Raw genomic sequence first — 17,234 nt, 5'->3', positions numbered from 1 at the left:
CTTCCTTAACGGCTGAAGGCCACCTGGCCGGCCACCACCGTGGCGCGCACCTGACCGGCCAGCTCGTAGCCGAGGAAAGGCGTGTGCTTGCCCTGGCTGGCCAGCGCCGTGCGTTCGACCTTCCAGCGCGCCTGCGGATCGAACACCACCAGATCGGCGCGCCCGCCCACGCTCAGGGTACCGGCGTCGAGTCCGGCCACGCGCGCGGCGTCGCAGGTGATCTTGGCCAGGGCCTTGGGCAGGGGCACGCCCTGCTCGGCCCATTTCAGCGTCAGCGACAGCAGCAGTTCCAGACCGGTGGCGCCGGGCGAGGCCTCGGCGAAGGGCAGCAGCTTTTCGTCGTCGTCGACCGGCGTATGGTCGGAGCAGATCGCGTCGATCGTACCATCGGCCAGCGCGGCCAGAATCGCATCGCGGTCGCGCTGCGAGCGCAGCGGCGGCGTCAGGCGCGCATTCGGTTCGAAGAAGCCGATGTCGGCATCGGTCAGGTGCACGTGGTGCACGCCGACGTCGCAGCTGACGGCCAGGCCTTCCTGCTTGGCCTGGCGCACCAGGGCCAGGCCGGCCGCGCTCGACATGCGGCACAGGTGCACGCGCGCACCGGTGCTGCGCATCAGTTCAAAGATCGTGTGCAGGGCGATGGTCTCGCTCATCACCGGCACCCCGGACAGGCCGAGGCGCGAGGCCAGCGGACCGGCATGGGCCACGCCGCCCAGGCCGATGTGCGGGTCCTGCGGGCGCAGCCAGACCGTGTAGCCATAGGTCTTGGCGTACTGCAGGGCGCGCAGCAGCACGGTAGTGTCTTCGATCGGCACTTCGGCCTGGGCGAAGCCGATGCAGCCCGATTCGGTCAGTTCCGCCATCTCGGTCAGGGCCTTGCCCTTCAGGCCCATGGTGAGGGCGCCGAGCGGGTGCACGTGGGCCTGATTCAGGCCGCGCGCGCGGTGCTTGAGCATCTCCACCAGGCCCGGCTCGTCGAGCACGGGGTCGGTGTCGGGCGGGCACACCAGGGTGGTGACGCCACCCTGCATGGCCGCCTGCATTTCCGATTCCAGCGTGGCCTTGTATTCCCAGCCCGGCTCGCGCAGGCGCGCCGCCAGGTCGACCAGGCCGGGCGCCACCACCAGACCGCTGGCGTCGATCGTGCGTTCGGCCGCAAACGAAGGCGGCTGCGCGCCCAGGGCGACGATCACGCCACCGTCGATGAATACGTCCTGCACGGCGTCGAGGCCTTTGGCCGGGTCGATCACGCGGCCGTTCTTGATATGTAGTTTCATCCTTGGGTTCCCGCCAAAATACTCATCACCGCCATGCGCACGGCGATACCAAACGTCACCTGCGACAGGATCACGGCCTGCGGGCCGTCGGCCACCGCCGAATCGATCTCGATCCCGCGGTTCATCGGACCCGGGTGCATCACGATCGCATCCGGCTTGGCCAGGGCCAGGCGCTCCGGCGTCAGGCCATAGCTCTTGAAGTATTCCTGGGCCGAGGGCAGCAGGGCCCCGCTCATGCGCTCGTTCTGCAGGCGCAGCATGATGATCACGTCGACGTCCTTCAGGCCTTCGTCCATATTGGTGAAGACGCGCACGCCCATTTGCTCCAGGCCGCCCGGCAGCAGCGTGTGCGGGCCGATCGCGCGCACTTCGGGCACGCCGAGCGTGGTCAGGGCATGGATGTCGGAGCGCGCCACCCGGCTATGCAGGATGTCGCCGACGATGGCCACGCGCAGATTGCTGAAGTCCTGCTTGTAGTGGCGGATCGTGTACATGTCGAGCAGGCCCTGGGTCGGGTGGGCATGCCGGCCGTCGCCTGCGTTCACCACGTGCACATGGTTCTGGCGCGTGTCGTTCAGGTGCTTGGCGATCAGGTAGGGCGCGCCCGACTGCGCGTGGCGCACCACGAACATATCGGCGTTCATGGCGGCCAGATTGTCGATCGTGTCCAGTAGCGACTCGCCCTTGGAGGTCGAGGAAGCCTGGATATTCAGGTTGATCACGTCGGCCGACAGGCGCTTGGAGGCGATTTCGAAAGTCGTGCGGGTGCGCGTCGAATTCTCGAAGAACAGGTTGAACACGCTCTTCCCGCGCAGCAGCGGCACCTTCTTCACTTCGCGATCCGAGATCGAGACGAAGGACGAGGCGGTGTCGAGGATGTGGTGGATGATGGACTTCGGCAGTCCCTCGATGGTGAGCAGGTGGGTCAGCTCGCCGTTCTTGTTCAGCTGCGGGTTATGCATGGTCGTCCTCGATGGTCAGGGTCAGGGCGCCGTCGGCGCCGCGTTCCAGCGCCAGCGACTGGCCCGGGCCCAGGCTCGCCCGGGTGGCCACGAAATCGGCCGCCACCGGCAGTTCGCGCCCGCCGCGGTCGGCCAGGGCGGCCAGCATGATGCGCGCCGGCCGGCCGTAGTCGAACAGCACATTGATCGCGGCGCGCACGGTGCGGCCCGTGTACAGCACGTCGTCGACCAGCACGATGCAGGCCTGGTCGACGTCGAAGCCGATCTGGGTCGGCTTCACGTCCGGGTGCAGGCCCTTTTTCGCGTAGTCGTCGCGGTAGAACGAGACATCGATGAAGCCGAGGCGCGCCGTCAGGCCAAGGTCGCGCGCCAGGCGTTCGGCCAGCCAGGCGCCGCCCGAGTGGATGCCGACGATGGCCGGCGTCGGCACGCCTTCCAGACCGCTGCGCACTTGCGCGAGCAGGGTCTGGTACAGGGCCTCCGCGTCATAGGCGGTGGAAGTGTTATGGGGCATAGTCGTCCAGGTATTGTTGCAAAATGATGGAGGCCGCTTCAGCATCGATGTGCTGACCGCGGCGGGCCGGAATCACGGCCGAGGAATAGCGTTCGTCGACCAGCACCACCGGCAGCGTGAAGCGCCCGTGCAGCTGGTTGGCAAAGCGGCGCGCGCGCGCCGTCATCTCGTGTTCGGCGCCGTCCGGATGCAGGGGCAGCCCGACCACCAGGCGCGCCGGGCCCCATTCGGCGATCAGCTTGCCGATTTCATTGAAACGGGTGGCGTTGTCCGCCGCGTCGATGACTTTCAGGGGCGTGGCCTGGCGGGAGAGCGTATTCCCGCTGGCGATGCCAATGCGCTTGATGCCGAAGTCGAAACCGAGAACGATGTCCGTCACGCCGCACCGTCAAGCATGGCCAGCCTCCGACAGCAGCATGGCGGGGTCGATGCCGAGCAGGCGCAGGGCGGCGTTGTAGCGGTCTTCGATCGGCAGGTCGAACAGCACATGGGCGTCGGCGCCCACGGTCAGCCAGCCATTGCGCAGAATTTCGTCTTCCAGCTGGCCGGGGCTCCAGCCGGCATAGCCGATCGACACCAGCAGGCGCTGCGGGCCATCGCCCTTGGCCACGGCTTCCAGCACGTCGATCGAGGTGGTAAAGGCCACGTCGTCGGTCACGCGCAGGGACGAGGAATAGGCCTGGCCGGGCGTGTGCAGCACGAAGCCGCGGTCGTCCTGGACCGGACCGCCGAACATGATCGGGTCGTTGGCCAGGCGCAGATCGAGCCCGGCGGCGGGCTTGAGGTCGATGCGCTCGAACAGGGTGTCCATCGTCATGTCGGTCGGCTTGTTGATCACCACCCCGAGCACGCCCTTGTCGTTATGCTCGCAGATGTAGACGACGGTGCCGCCGAAGATCGGGTCCTGCATGGCCGGCATGGCGATCAGGAAGTGGTTGGCGAGGTTGAGCGTGCCTGCCGGGCGGGCCGAAGCCGCCTTGTCCTCCTGGGGCAGCCCCAGGGTCGGGAGAGATGTGCCGGTGTGTCCTTTTTTCATCTGAAGCTCGCTTGGCTGTCTCTGGGGATCTGCAAAAAGCACGCGCTTGGCATAGTTTACACCCTTTTGGCCCGGTCCCCCGGAAAACGGGCCGCTGGCGCGCTGCGAGAGCACAGGCTACAGGGTAGAATCGTCCGGTTTCTTGACCCTGCACACGACGATGCCAATGCCTTCCGCCCTGGTGTGGTTCCGCCGCGATTTGCGCAGCTTTGACCACGCCGCCCTCCACCATGCCCTGGTCGCCGCATCCCAGGTGTATTGCGTTTTTGTCTATGACACCGACATTCTCGACGCCTTGCCGCGGGCGGACCGCCGCGTCGAATTCATCCACGCCTGCATCGCCGAACTCGATGCCGAGCTGCGCGCCCTCGGTGGCCAGCTGCTGGTGCGGCACGGCCCCGCGCGCACCCTGATTCCGGCCCTGGCGGCCGAACTCGGGGTCGGCGCCGTGTTCTGCAACCACGATTACGAGCCGGGCGCGATCGCGCGCGATGCCGCCGTGGCCGCGCGCCTGACGGCCGACGGGCGCCGCCTCGAGACCTTCAAGGACCAGGTGATCTTCGAGAAGAACGAGGTGCTGTCCCAGAGCGGCACCCCGTTCTCGGTCTTCACGCCGTATAAGAACGCCTGGCTCAAACGCCTGCAGCAGACCCCGGGCGTGCTCGATCCGTGGCCGGTGGCCGAGTATGCGGCCCAGCTGGCGCCACCGCGCGAAACCCAGGCCCTGCCCAGTCTCGCGGACCTCGGCTTCGTCCCGACCAATCTGCGCGAACTGGCCCTGCCGACCGGGATGCAGGGCGCATCCGGCCTGCTCGAGGACTTCGCCACCCGCATGGCCGACTACGACACGCGGCGCGACTTCCCGGCCGTGAAAGGGCCGTCCTACCTGTCCGTGCATCTGCGTTTTGGCACCTGCTCGATCCGCCATCTGGTGCGCACGGCCTGGCAGACGCCCGGTCCCGGCGCCGCCGTCTGGCTGTCGGAGCTGATCTGGCGCGAGTTCTACATGATGATCCTGTACCAGCACCCGCATGTGGCCGAGCGCGCCTTCAAGCCGGCCTACGATGCGATCGTGTGGGAACAGGGCGCGCGCGCGGAGGCCGACTTCGCCGCCTGGTGCGAAGGGCGCACCGGCTACCCGCTGGTCGATGCGGCCATGCTGCAGCTGAACCGCACCGGCTACATGCACAACCGCCTGCGCATGGTCACGGCCTGCTTCCTGATCAAGGACCTGGGGATCGACTGGCGCTGGGGCGAACGTTATTTCGCGCTGCAGCTCAATGACTTCGACCTGGCCGCCAATAACGGCGGCTGGCAGTGGGCCGCGTCGAGCGGCTGCGATGCCCAGCCCTACTTCCGCATTTTCAATCCGATCACCCAGTCGGAGAAGTTCGACGCCGAGGGCAAGTTCATCACGCGCTATCTGCCGCAGCTGGCGGCCCTGGGGCCGAAGCACGTGCACGCGCCCTGGCTGGCCACGCGCCGCATCGACGGCTACCCCGAACCGATCGTCGAACACGACGCCGCGCGCCGCCGCACGCTGGAGCGCTACGCCGTCGTCAAGGCTGGATAAGGCCGGCAATCGCGGCCAGCAGGATCGGCTCCTGATAGGGTTTGCCGAAGTAGGCGTTCACGCCCAGCTCCAGCGCCAGATTGCGGTGCTTGTCGGCCGAACGTGAGGTGATCATGATGATCGGGATGTCGCGCGTGGCCTCATTGCCGCGGATGGCGCGGGTGAGGTCGAAACCGTCCATGCGCGGCATCTCGATATCGACCAGCATCAGGTCCGGCTTATGCTGCTGGACCTGTTCGAGCGCGTCCACGCCGTCCTTGGCCAATACCACCTGATAGCCCTCGCGTTCGAGCAGGCGCTGGGTCACCTTGCGCACGGTAACCGAGTCATCCACCACCATCACCGTCAGGGTGCGCGGCGCCGCCAGCGCCTGCGCCGGCGCGTCCGTGAAATGGCGCTTCAGCTCCGGATGGTGGGCCAGGTAGTGGGCCATGGCCACCGGATTCAGAATCAGCACGATGTCGCCCGAACCGAGCACGGTGGCGCCGGCGATGCCGGCCATGCGCGCCAGCTGCGGGCCGATGTTCTTGACCACCACCTCGCGGTTGCCGCTGACGCTGTCGACCTGCACGGCCAGACGGTCAGGCCCGTGTTTGAGCACCAGCAGCGGGCAGGAACGCTGCTCCAGCGGCTGCGCACCGGCGTCGCCGAGCAGATGCGACAGATAGTGCATCGGCAGCGTCTGGCCGCGATGCGCGATGCAGCCCGCCGCACGCGCTTCCTGCGCCGCTGCTTCCTTCACCTGCATCAGGGTTTCGACCAGGGTCGAGGGCAGCGCATAGGTACGGCCGCCGCTCTCCACCAGCACCACCTGGGTGACGGCCAGCGTCAAGGGCAGATGGATGGTGAAGCGCGTCCCCTTGCCCGCCGCCGTGTCGATGGCGATGCGCCCGCCCAGGGCCTGGGCCTCGGAGCGCACCACGTCCATGCCGACACCGCGCCCGGCCAGTTCGGTCAGGCTGTCGGCGGTGGAGAAGCCCGGTTCAAAAATCAGATCGGCCGCTTCGGCGTCGTTGACTTCGTCGGGCGCCGTCAACAGGCCGCGCTCCACCGCCTTGGCGCGGATGCGGGCCAGATTCAGGCCTGCCCCATCATCGGCAAAACTGAGTACCACCTCATTGCCCTGCTGGCTCACCTGAATCAGCAGTTCGCCCGTTTCCGGCTTGCCGGCGGCGGCGCGCTCGATGCGCGATTCGATCCCGTGCACGATGGCGTTGCGCAGCAGGTGCTCGAAAGGCGCGGCCATTTGTTCGAGCACGCTGCGGTCCATCTCCACGCTGCCGCCGCGGATATCGAGGTTGACGCGCTTATCGAGTTCCTTGGCGGCCTGGCGCGCGATGCGGAAAAGCCGTTCGCCGATGCTCGAAAACGGCACCATCCGCACACGCATCAGATCGTGCTGCAGCTCGCGCGTCATGCGCGCCTGCTGCAGCAGATCCTCGCCAGCGCGGTCGGCATTGCGGTTCAGGCTATCGTGCAGCGAGGCGACGTCGCTGACCGATTCAGCCATCATGCGCGTCAACTCCTGCAGGCGGGTGAAGCGGTCGAATTCGAGCGGATCGAATTCGCGCTCGCCCGCGATCGACAGGCGCGAGGCGATCTGCGATTCCGCCTGCAGTTCCACCTCGCGCAGCTGGTGGCGCAGGCGCAGCAGGTTGTCACCAAGGTCGGACAGGGCCGCCTTCATGGCGCCGACTTGGTTTTCCAGCTTGGAGCGGGCGATCGCCACTTCGCCGGCCTGGTTCACCAGCCGGTCCAGAATATCGGCACGCACGCGCACCAGCGGCACGCGGGCGCCTTCCTCGGGCGCGCCCGGCGCGGCCGCTTCTTCCTCCACCTGCGGCGCGGCCGGCTGCTGCAGCTGCTCGAACATCAGCAGGGCCTGATCGAAATTGGCGAGCAGCTCGTCGAAGGCTTCCGGCGTGCTGGTCCCGGCGTGGAGCATGTTCTCCACCTGGGTTTCGATATCGTGCGTATGCTGGCCGAGGCGCATGGCGCCGGCCATGCGCGCGCTGCCCTTCACCGTGTGCAGGGTGCGCAGCACCTGCTGGGCGCTGGCCGTGTCGGCCGGGTCGGCCTGCCAGCGCCGCAGCGCCACGCCAATGGCGGGGAACAGATCGGCGCCCTCTTCCAGGAAGACCGGCAGCAGATCGGGGTCCAGTTCGTCGGCCGGCAGGCTGACAGTGGCGGCCAGCGGCGCCGCTTCCGGTTCCGGCTCCGGCAGAATCAGTTCGTGCGCGTCGTATTCGATGGCCGTATCGGCCGGGGCCAGCTCCACCGGTGCCGGCGCGGGCGTCGGCTGGTGCGCTTCGAAGGCGGAGGCGAACAGATCGTCGATCTCGTCGACCACTTTGGCCGAGGGGCGCGCCTCCAGCGTCTTCATCGACACCGGCTCGAGCACCGGCGGATCGGCCAGAATCGCATCGTAGGTGGCGGCGAACAGGGCCTCCATGCGCTGCCCATGTTCGTCCTGCGGGCTCAGGGCTGGGCGCGTTTTCAGCGTCTCGCGCAGGGCCTTGAGCTGGGCCACGAGTTCGGGCTCGGGTCCGGCCAGATCGCCGCTGGCAAAGGCGGCCAGCATCTGGCGCACTTTGGCCAGCGTGGTGTCGAGCAGATCGAACTGGGCATCATCCAGCGCCGGTGCGGGCGGCTGCAATTGTTCGAGCACCGACTCCAGCGCCTGGGCCAGTTCACGCAGGCTGGTAAAGCCCACGGTGCCGGACGTGCCAGCCAGCGTGTGCACGGCCTTCAGCGCCTCCGGCCGCACGGGGCGTGGGCGTTCGATCCGCCATTCGCTGAATTCGCGTTCGAGCAGCCGCTGGATTTCGTCAGTCTCAGCCAGGTAGATGTTAAACAGCGGCAGCGGGATGTCGATCGGGCCGATGCGCTTGGTGTTGTCGTCCGGCGGCAGGGCCGGCACCACGCTCGGGAACTCGATCACGTTCGGCGGCGGGGCCGCATCGACGGTGCCTGGCGCGAGTTCGGGCAGCAGCGGTTCCGGCTCGGCGTCGAGATCCGGTTCGGCTGGCTGCGGCGCGGCGCTGTCAAACGCAAAGTCCTCAAAGGACAGCTCGGTGGCAGCGGCTTCCGCGTCGGCCGGCGCTTGCGCGCCTTCATCCAGGCGCAAATCGTCCGGCGGCAGATCGCTGGCGGGGGTATCCGGCTCGGCCGGCTGCGCCAGGGCGGCGTCGAAGGCGAAGTCCTCCAGCGACAGATCGGCGACTGCCATTTCCACCTCGGCCGGCGGCGGCGCGGCTTCGTCCAAGACCAAGTCGTCCAGCGGCACATCGACGGCCGTCTTATCCGCTTCGGCAGGCTGGGGCGCGGCGCTGTCGAAGGCAAAATCGTCGAGCGACAGTTCGGCGACTGCCATTTCCACTTCAGCGGGCGGCGGCGCGGCTTCGTCAAACACCAAGTCGTCCAGCGGCACATCGATCGCGGTCTTGTCCGCTTCGGCCGGCTGGGGGGCGGCGCTGTCGAAGGCAAAGTCTTCCGGCGCCAGATCGGCCACTGCGATTTCCACTTCGGACGGCGGCGGCGCGGCTTCGTCGAGCGCCGGGGCGGCCGCGGCGTCCTCCACCGGTTCGCCATGCAGCACCCGCCGGGCCGCCTCCACGAGCGGCGCACCGCTGCGGGCGGACTGGCCTTGGTCGACCAGTTCATCGACCCAGGCGCCGAATTCTTCGGCCGCATGTTCGAGCAGGGCAAGCAGATCGGGCGTGGCGCTGCGCGACTCGGCCAGCCAGGCATTGAGGGTCTTTTCAATCGCAGCCGCGGCGTCGGCCAGTTCGTCCAGCGCCACCATGCGCCCGCTGCCCTTAAGCGTGTGGAAGCTGCGGCGCAGACGGGTCAAGGTGGCCTGGTCGTCCGGCCGGGCCTGGGCGGCGGGCAAAGCGTCCATGATGGCCGCCAGCACCTCCTGGGCCTCGCCGATGAAGATCTCGAGCAGTTCGGCGTCCGGCGCCTCGGCGGCCTGCGTTTGCGGCGCCGGCGCAGGCGCCGCACTCGGGGCGGCCGCTTCCACCACCTCGCCGGGCACGGCCTCGCGCAGCAGGCCCGCCGCGCTGTCGAACACGAAGCGCGCACGCGCCGCATCGAACTGGTGGCCCAGCTGCTCGGTGAAAAAGCCGAGCGCGCCGACATTGCGCGCGATCGGTTCAAGCGCGCTGGCCTCGGCACCGCCGGCGGCCAGCAGGTCGGCAATCGCGCCCTGTACATGGTCGACCGCCTGCACCGCCTGATCGAGATCGAGAATCGCAAACGCGCCGCGCAGCTGGTGCAGGGTGGCCTCCAGCTCGCCCAGACTGGCCAGGCGGCTGGCGTCTTCACTGAAGTCTTCGAGCGTCTTTTCCACCGTGCGCAGCGCATGCTGGATTTCGCCGGCCAGCGTGGCCACGGTCTGGCCCTGCTGGATCTGGCGCATCAAATCGCTTTGCCACTGCGGCGCTTCGGGTGCGGCCGCGCCGCTGGCCAGTGCCTGCAGGCGCTCGCCCAGCAGGTCCGCCTGGGCCCCAAATTCCTCGGGCAGACGGCGCGCCTGATCGAGCCCGTGTTCGGTGAACAGCAGGGCCGTGGCCAGTTCCAGTCCGAAGGCCGGATCGGCCAGGCCGTCGCGGGCAGTAGCCTGGGCGCTGGCCATGGCTGCGCTCAGGCGCGCCAGCGCGGCAGGCAGCGCGGCGCAAGCCTGCTGCAGGGCGGACAAGGCATCCTGCAGGGCGGCGTCATCGGCGCCATCGGCCGCGCTCTTGGCGCGCGCCAGGGCCTCGCGTGCGGCGGCCAGCGCGGCGCGGTCGACGCTGCCGTAGCGGCGCTGCAGATAGTCGGATGGGACCAGGCCATCGAGTCCGAAGCCGGCGCGCAGTTCGGCGGCGCTGGCATTGCCGTCACGCGCGGCGGCGACGAAGAACAAGGCATCGCGCAGCAGGGCCTCGGACGCGCCGCCCTGCCCCTGCGCCAGCCGGCGGATCTGCAGGTTGATCATGCCGAGCAGCTGCTTCAGATACAGGTCGGGCGCCAGCAGGCCGTCGGCCACCAGGGCGGCCACGGCTTCGAGCGCGCGCCACAGCGTGTAGCCGTCGGCATCGGTCTGGGCCGCCGCGATCGGCGCCAAGGCCTCGGCCAGGGCGCGCGCATTGGTCTGGCGCGCCGCATCGTCGGCGCTCTTCAGGAACAGCAGCAGGCCTTTTTCGAAGCGCGCGCGGCAGGCGCCGATATCGGCCGGCGCCGCGTCGGCCGGCGCCGCCAGCGTAAAAGCGGCGCTGTCCAGCGCCAGCAGATCGGCCGGGTGGATGCGGTCGGCGCCCAGGCGTTCGCGCAGCGCCTGGTAGTAGGGGAACAGGCGCACCGGCTGCGGCGCCACGCCGGCCAGCAGTTCGTCCAGATAATCGAGCAGGGCATCGTAGGCGCTGCCGATGGCTGCGCGCGCCGCCTCGTCCAGCGGTTGGGCGCCGTTCTTGAGCGCGTCGAGCAGCTGTTCGGCCGCCTCGAGCAGCACCGGCACGCCTTCGACGTCGACCATCTGCAGCGCGCCGGCGGCCTGGTGCAGGTGGGTGCGCGCATGCTGGAGCGGCGTGGCCAGCGACTGCTGCGTGGCCTCGTCCAGCGCCGCGCGCGAACGCGCCAGGGCCTCGCGCACCTCGCCCATCACCCAGGACAGGGGGCCGGAATCGAAGCTGGGGCGGGCGGGCTGGTTCATAGGATCTTAGGCGATGCGGAAGCGCGAGACGGAGTTCTTCAGTTCCTGGGCCAGTTCCGACAGCTGGCGGATCGAGTCCGCCGTGTGGCGCGTGCTGGCCTGGGTCTGTTCGGTGACGGACAGGATATGTTCGATGTTGTGGACCACGCCATTCGCGGCCGTGGCCTGCACCTGGGTGGCGCTGGCCATGCCCTCGATCAGTTCGGCCAGACGGTTCGACACGCGCGAGATGTCGGCCAGCGCGGCGCCGGCGGCGTCGGACAGGCGCGCGCCTTCGACCACGCCCTGGGTCGATTTCTCCATGGCGGCCACGGCGTCGTGGGTATCGGTCTGGATCGCGCGCACCAGCGCGCCGATCTGCTTGGCCGCCTCGCCCGAGCGTTCGGCCAGGCGCTGCACCTCCTCGGCCACGACCGAGAAGCCGCGCCCGGCCTCGCCGGCCGATGCGGCCTGGATGGCGGCGTTCAGCGCCAGCACGTTGGTCTGCTCGGTAATGTCGGAAATGAGCTCGGTGATTTCGCCGATCTCCTGCGAGGATTCACCGAGGCGCTTGATGCGCTTCGAGGTCTCCTGAATCTGCTCGCGGATTTCGTCCATGCCCTTGATGGTATTGGCCACCGCCGTCGCGCCCTGCTGGGCCGCCGCCACCGACTGGCGCGCCACGTCGGCCGATTCGCTGGCCGAATGCGACACCGCATTGATCTCGTTGGCCAGCTTGGTGATGGTGCTCGAGGCATCCTGGATTTCGCGCGCCTGCTGTTCCGCCGCCAGCAGCAGCTGGCGCGACGTGTCGTGCGCATTGGTCGAGGCCGAGGTCACCTGCTCGGCCGTGCTGGTCACGCGTCCGACCAGGCCGCGCAGCTCTTCGACCGTGTAATTGACCGAGTCGGCGATGGCGCCGGTGATGTCCTCGCTGACGGTGGCCACCACGGTCAGGTCGCCGTCGGCCACCTCCTGCAGCTCGTTCATCAGACGCAGAATCGCCGCCTGGTTCTGGTCATTGGTGGCCTTGGCTTCCTCCTCCTTGGCCAGGGCCTGCAGACGCTGGGCCTCGGCTTCGCGCCGGCGCTGTTCGGCGCCGCGCGCGCGCAGGCGCGAGTCCTGCAGCATCACGCGCGAAATCGACAGCGCCGTCAGCAGCGTGAACAGGGCGGTGGCCACCATCACCCAGAACCAGACGTCGGGCGTCTCCTGCTCCAGGCGGTAGTTGCGCTGCACCTTGGTCAGCAGGTCGCGCAGCGGTTCGTTCTCCGTGAAGATGGCCAGTTCGGCCGATTTGGCCTGGGTGAACTTGGGCAGGTTCTCGGTGATCCAGTTGACCGCCTCGTGATAGCTTTCGAAGCGCTTGGCCAGCTCCTCCAGGCGCGCGCGCAGGTCGGCGTCGCGGGTGGCGGCCAGCTGGAGGTTGTCGCTGCCATTCAGGAAGCCGTCGACGATGGCGCGGAAGTTGGTGGCGTCGCGCCCCAGCTGGAAGGCGGTTTCGGTGCGGATGCCGCCGGTGGTCAGAAATTCGCTGGCGCTGCGGCCCATGCGCTGGGTCAGCATCATCAGGCGGCCGATCTGGGCCAGCTCGCGCGCGCTGCCGCCCTTGGCCAGCTTCATGGCCGACAGGTCCTCGGCCATCTTCAGCAGCTCGGGCGAAAGCGTGTCGAGCTGCTTCAGACGGGTATCGAAGCCGGCCAGTTCGGGCTTGAGCTTGAGGATGGTGCCGGCCGCATTGTCCGAGTTCTTCCACTTCTTCTGGGCCTCGGCCAGCAGGCCGGCCAGGGCGCTGGCGGCCGGCGGCAGCGCGCGCGTGCCATAGCTTCCGCCCTCGGTCATCAGCTTCAGGTCCTGGGACAGGGACTTGCGGCTTTCCTCCAGCTGGCGGAAGGCCTCGGCGCTGCCGCCGATCGCATTCGGGGTGGCCTTGCCGATGCGCTGGGAGTGCATCAGGGCGTCGGACGCGACCTGCACCTGGTCGGTGGCGACCGATACCGCGGCCGCATTGCGCCACAGCGCGATCACGGTCAGCGCGATGGCCAGGCCGAGCACCAGCAGCAGGATGCGCAGCTGGCGCTGCAGCGGCAGGTGGCCGATGATCGGCAGGCGCGAATCGGTGCCGTCGTCTTCCTGGGTCTTGAGGGCGCGCCCGGCGCCCAGCACATGGCCCAGACGCAGCGGCGCGGCCAGGTTTTCCTCGGGCGCCGCCGTGCTGGCGGCGGCGCCGCCGTCGTCGACCGGCTTGAATTCCGGGTCGCCCGGGGCCACGCCGAATTCGGTGTCGGGCGCCGGCACCGTGCCGGCCTTGCCAGCGCGCGCGAACCATCCCTTGATCGTCGAACCCAGTCCCATGCCAGCTCCTTACAAACCCACTTGGTAAAAGCGCGCGTCCTGCGCCACCGTCGCCAGATCGAGGGCGGTCCAGAGCGCGCCCTCGGCGTCGCGCAGCTGCTCGCCCAGATTGTCCATGTCGGCCGCATGGCGCAGGCCGTAGACACGCTCGGCCAGCAGCGCGCAGGGCAGGCCGAGGCGGGCCGCAAAACTGACCAGGCGCGCCTGCGCCGCGCGCGTCGTCGGTCCCTGGCCCAGGTACAGACCCAGATCGATCACGCCGGTCAGGCTGCCGCGTACATTGGCCAGGCCCAGATACCAGGGCTGGGTCCAGGGCACCGGACACAGGGCGCCCAGCGGCAGCACTTCGCCGGTCTGGGTCAGGTCCAGCAGCAGGCGCTGGCCGCCGCACTGCACGCCCAGCTGGGCCACGCGCGCGCCGGCGCTGCTGCGCGCGGCCTGCATGCGTTCGAGCAGCTCGGCCTGATACTGGCGCAGGCGCGAGCGGCGCCCGGCCCCGTCGGCGTGCCCGGCGAGCGCCATCAGGCCCCGCCCAGGCTGGCGATCTTGGCCAGCAGTTCGGCCGGATCGACCGGCTTGATCAGGTAATCGCGCGCGCCCTGGCGCAGGCCCCAGATGCGGTCGGTCTCCTGGTTCTTGCTGCTGCAGATGATCACCGGGACATCGGCCAGGGCCGGGTCGCGGGCGATGGCGCGCGTGATCTGGAAGCCGTTCGCGCCCGGCATCACCACGTCCATCAGGATCAGCTGCGGCTTGTCGGTCTTGATCAGTTCGAGCGCGGCCTCGCCGCTGTCGGCGGTGCTGACGGTGAAGCCGTTCTTGACCAGGATATCGCTCAGGTAGTAGCGCTCGGTCGGGGAATCGTCGACGATCAGAATACGCTGGATCGGCATTTAAGCTCCTGCGGGGGGCGCCGTGTGCTCGCGCACGGCGGCGAGCAGGCTGTCTTTGCTGAAGGGTTTGGTCAGGTAGGCGCTGGCGCCCACCATGGCGCCGCGCGCGCGGTCGAACAGGCCGTCCTTGGAGGACAGCATCAGCACCGGGGTGGCGCGAAAGCGCGCGCTCTTCTTGATCAGGGCGCAGGTCTGGTAGCCGTCCAGGCGCGGCATCAGGATGTCGCAGAAGATCAGGGCCGGGTGGTGGTCATTGATCTTGGCCAGCGCGTCGAAGCCATCCTCGGCCAGCACCACCTGGTAGCCCGCGCCGCTGAGGAAAATCTCGGCCGAGCGGCGAATCGTGCTGCTGTCGTCGATGACCATGATTGTCAGACCTGGGGGCGGCGGGCTTGTCATAAATGTCACTCACTTCTTACCTTGTAGCAAGATAGCATAGCTGCGCCGCGCCGGGGGCGCCTGTCGCGTGCGCGTGACGGCGCCCCGGCCTGGAGGCGCAGCTTACAGCGGCACCATCTCGAAATCGTCCTTGCGCGCGCCACACTCGGGGCAGGACCAGTTCATCGGCACGTCGGCCCAGCGGGTGCCGGGCGCGATGCCCTCTTCCGGCAGACCGGCCGCCTCGTCATAGATCCAGCCGCAAATCAGGCACATCCAGCTCTGGAACGGGGCGTTGTTGGTTTCACTACTCACTGTCGACTTCCTTCAATCTAGTAAAATGCGTGGTCAAGCATCTTAAACCAGGCAACGTGCAAACCCCAAATCCTCCCCTGCTGCTGAGCTTTGGCGCGCTCGACCCGATGAATGCCACCGGCACCGGCGCCGACGCGCTGGTGGCGGCCGCCCACGGCTGCCATGGCCTGGCCGTGACCACCATGCTGCTGGTGCGCGACAGCGCCGGCCTGGAGGACAGCGAGCCGACCGAGGCCGAATTCCTGGTCGACCAGGCGCGCATGCTGCTCGAGGACATGCAGGTGGCCGCCTTCAAGGTCGGCGCCATCGCCAGCCTGGAGCAGGTGTCGGCCATCGCCGAGGTGGTGTCCGACTATATCGACGCGCCGCTGGTGCTCGACCCGTTCTGCTCCTCGCTGCCGGAAGCCGGCATGCAGGACGATGAACTGCTGCTGGCGGTCCGCCAGATCCTGATCCCCCAGGCCACTGTGCTGCTGCTCTCGCGCAGCGAGCTCGAAACCCTGGCTGAAACCTGGCGCGAGCCGGTCGACGACGACATGCTCGAAGCCGACGTGGCCGAGCTGACCGCGATGGGCTGCCAGTTCGTGCTGGTGTTCGGCGGCGCCGAGAACGGCCAGCGCGCCAACTACCTGTTCGACGCCGACGGCCTGGTTGAAAAAGACGTGTGCGACAGCCTGCCCGGGGTCTTCCTGGGCGCCGGCGGCACCCTGTCGGCCGCCCTGGCCTGCCTGCTGGCCCAGGACATGGACGCCATCGAGGCCGTGCGCGCCGCCCAGGAATACACGATCGGCACCCTGGCCCAGGCCCAGCGCTTCGGCATGGGCAAGCTGGTGCCGAACAAACTTTATCCCTTCACGCCATCCGACCAAGACCCAGCATGAGCACCTCCCGCAACGACACCCTGTTTGCCCGCGCCCAGAAAACCACGCCCGGCGGCGTCAATTCGCCGGTGCGCGCCTTCCGTTCGGTGGGCGGCACCCCGCGCTTCATCACGCGCGCCGAGGGCCCCTACTTCTGGGACGCCGACGGCAAGCGCTACATCGACTACATCGGCTCCTGGGGCCCGGCCATTGTCGGCCACGCCCACCCCGAGGTGGTCAAGGCGGTGCAGGACGCGGCCACGCGCGGCCTGTCCTTCGGCGCCCCGACCGAGGGCGAGATCGAAATGGCTGAGCTGCTGTGCCAGCTGGTGCCCTCGCTCGAACAGGTGCGCCTGGTCTCGTCCGGCACCGAAGCGACCATGAGCGCGCTGCGCCTGGCGCGCGGCGCCACCGGGCGCGACAAGATCATCAAATTCGAAGGCTGCTACCACGGCCACGCCGACTCGCTGCTGGTCAAAGCCGGCTCGGGCCTGCTCACCTTCGGCAATCCGACCTCGGGCGGCGTGCCGGCCGACTTCGTCAAGCACACGCTGGTGCTCGACTACAACAACAGCGAGCAGCTGCGCCAGGCCTTCGCCGAATACGGCGACCAGATCGCCTGCGTGGTCGTCGAGCCGGTGGCCGGGAATATGAACCTGATCCCGGCCAAGGCCGAGTTCCTGCAGACCATGCGCGCCCTGTGCAGCGCGCACGGCGCCATCCTGATTTTCGACGAAGTGATGTGCGGCTTCCGGGTCGGCCTGCACGGCGCCCAGGCGCTGTACGGCATCCAGCCCGACCTGACGGCGCTGGGCAAGGTGATCGGCGGCGGCATGCCGGTGGCGGCGTTCGGCGGGCGCGCCGACCTGATGGCCCAGATGGCGCCCCTGGGCGCGGTCTACCAGGCCGGCACCCTGTCCGGCAATCCGGTGGCGGTGGCGGCCGGCATGGCCACGCTGCGCCTGATCCAGCAGGACGGCTTCTACGCCAAGCTGAGCGAACGCACCGCCGAGCTGGTGGACGGCCTGCGCGGTGCCGCCCAGGCGGCCGGGATTCCGTTCGCGGCCACCAGCGTGGGCGGCATGTTCGGCTTCTTCTTCGCCGAGCGCTGCCCCGACACCTATGCCGGGATAATGGCCAGCGACCGCGAACGCTTCAACCGCTTCTTCCACGGCATGCTGGACGAAGGCGTCTACTTCGCCCCGGCCGCCTTCGAAGCCGGCTTCGTCTCGGCCCAGCACGATGCGGCCGTGATCGCAGCCACCGTCGACGCGGCGGCGCGCGTGTTCGCCCGCCTCGCCTGACGCTGTTTGCGCGCGCGGGCCGCCGGCCCGCCCTGTGGCCCGGGCCACGCCCCAGGGAGGGTCTCGCGACCCGCGCGCCCGCTTGCACGCCGC

At 68.7% G+C, this 17,234-nt stretch carries 14 protein-coding genes; 3 read left to right on the top strand and 11 right to left on the bottom strand.

Annotated elements, in window-relative coordinates; genetic code table 11:
• Positions 1-5 precede the first annotated feature (5 nt).
• From LZ005_RS03785 to LZ005_RS03765, 5 genes are read right to left on the bottom strand one after another with little or no spacing between them, the layout of a single operon-like run.
• The gene (locus tag LZ005_RS03785) at positions 6-1,277 is read right to left on the bottom strand and encodes a dihydroorotase (RefSeq protein WP_237804855.1); all 1,272 of its coding nucleotides are present in this window, start codon (positions 1,275-1,277) and stop codon (positions 6-8) included.
• Positions 1,274-2,239, bottom strand: a complete 966-nt coding sequence (locus LZ005_RS03780; protein ID WP_237804853.1) for an aspartate carbamoyltransferase catalytic subunit — start codon at positions 2,237-2,239, stop codon at positions 1,274-1,276. The genes LZ005_RS03785 and LZ005_RS03780 overlap by 4 nt, the downstream gene beginning before the upstream one ends.
• The gene (gene pyrR / locus LZ005_RS03775) at positions 2,232-2,753 is read right to left on the bottom strand and encodes a bifunctional pyr operon transcriptional regulator/uracil phosphoribosyltransferase PyrR (RefSeq protein ID WP_237804851.1); all 522 of its coding nucleotides are present in this window, start codon (positions 2,751-2,753) and stop codon (positions 2,232-2,234) included. Before pyrR ends, LZ005_RS03780 begins: the two co-directional genes overlap by 8 nt.
• Positions 2,743-3,132, bottom strand: coding sequence for a Holliday junction resolvase RuvX (gene ruvX, locus LZ005_RS03770; RefSeq protein ID WP_237804849.1), 390 nt, complete (start codon positions 3,130-3,132; stop codon positions 2,743-2,745). The genes pyrR and ruvX overlap by 11 nt, the downstream gene beginning before the upstream one ends.
• Before the next feature lie 9 nt (positions 3,133-3,141).
• Positions 3,142-3,789 (bottom strand): YqgE/AlgH family protein, encoded by a 648-nt coding sequence (locus LZ005_RS03765; protein ID WP_237804847.1) that lies wholly within the window; start codon positions 3,787-3,789, stop codon positions 3,142-3,144.
• A gap of 160 nt (positions 3,790-3,949) precedes the next feature.
• Between LZ005_RS03765 and LZ005_RS03760 the strand changes: the two genes are divergently transcribed.
• Positions 3,950-5,362 (top strand): deoxyribodipyrimidine photo-lyase, encoded by a 1,413-nt coding sequence (locus tag LZ005_RS03760; protein WP_237804845.1) that lies wholly within the window; start codon positions 3,950-3,952, stop codon positions 5,360-5,362.
• On the opposite strand, the gene LZ005_RS03755 is transcribed toward LZ005_RS03760, so the two are convergent.
• The 6 genes from LZ005_RS03755 to LZ005_RS03730 all read right to left on the bottom strand — a co-directional run bounded on the left by LZ005_RS03755 (position 5,349) and on the right by LZ005_RS03730 (position 14,938).
• Positions 5,349-11,057 carry an Hpt domain-containing protein gene (locus tag LZ005_RS03755; protein WP_237804843.1) on the bottom strand — a complete coding sequence of 1,903 codons (5,709 nt, stop codon included), beginning with the start codon at positions 11,055-11,057 and terminating at the stop codon, positions 5,349-5,351. The genes LZ005_RS03760 and LZ005_RS03755 overlap by 14 nt on opposite strands.
• Positions 11,058-11,063: 6 nt before the next feature.
• Entirely contained in the window at positions 11,064-13,391 is a 2,328-nt protein-coding gene (locus tag LZ005_RS03750; RefSeq protein WP_237804841.1) for a methyl-accepting chemotaxis protein, read from the bottom strand.
• Between the two features lie 9 nt (positions 13,392-13,400).
• Positions 13,401-13,913, bottom strand: coding sequence for a chemotaxis protein CheW (locus LZ005_RS03745; protein ID WP_237804839.1), 513 nt, complete (start codon positions 13,911-13,913; stop codon positions 13,401-13,403).
• Positions 13,913-14,284 (bottom strand): PleD family two-component system response regulator, encoded by a 372-nt coding sequence (locus tag LZ005_RS03740; protein ID WP_269106488.1) that lies wholly within the window; start codon positions 14,282-14,284, stop codon positions 13,913-13,915. Before LZ005_RS03740 ends, LZ005_RS03745 begins: the two co-directional genes overlap by 1 nt.
• Entirely contained in the window at positions 14,285-14,650 is a 366-nt protein-coding gene (locus LZ005_RS03735; RefSeq protein ID WP_307727768.1) for a response regulator, read from the bottom strand.
• Positions 14,651-14,785: 135 nt separating this feature from the next.
• Positions 14,786-14,938 carry a rubredoxin gene (locus tag LZ005_RS03730; protein ID WP_237805516.1) on the bottom strand — a complete coding sequence of 51 codons (153 nt, stop codon included), beginning with the start codon at positions 14,936-14,938 and terminating at the stop codon, positions 14,786-14,788.
• Positions 14,939-15,033: 95 nt separating this feature from the next.
• Between LZ005_RS03730 and LZ005_RS03725 the strand changes: the two genes are divergently transcribed.
• Positions 15,034-15,858, top strand: a complete 825-nt coding sequence (locus LZ005_RS03725) for a bifunctional hydroxymethylpyrimidine kinase/phosphomethylpyrimidine kinase (protein ID WP_237804835.1) — start codon at positions 15,034-15,036, stop codon at positions 15,856-15,858.
• Positions 15,855-17,141 (top strand): glutamate-1-semialdehyde 2,1-aminomutase, encoded by a 1,287-nt coding sequence (gene hemL / locus LZ005_RS03720; protein WP_237804833.1) that lies wholly within the window; start codon positions 15,855-15,857, stop codon positions 17,139-17,141. The genes LZ005_RS03725 and hemL overlap by 4 nt, the downstream gene beginning before the upstream one ends.
• Positions 17,142-17,234: the final 93 nt, after the last annotated feature.

This window comes from Massilia sp. TS11, assembly GCF_022012445.1.
Classification (GTDB): domain Bacteria; phylum Pseudomonadota; class Gammaproteobacteria; order Burkholderiales; family Burkholderiaceae_D; genus Telluria.
This window is presented reverse-complemented; position numbering and strand designations above follow the sequence as displayed.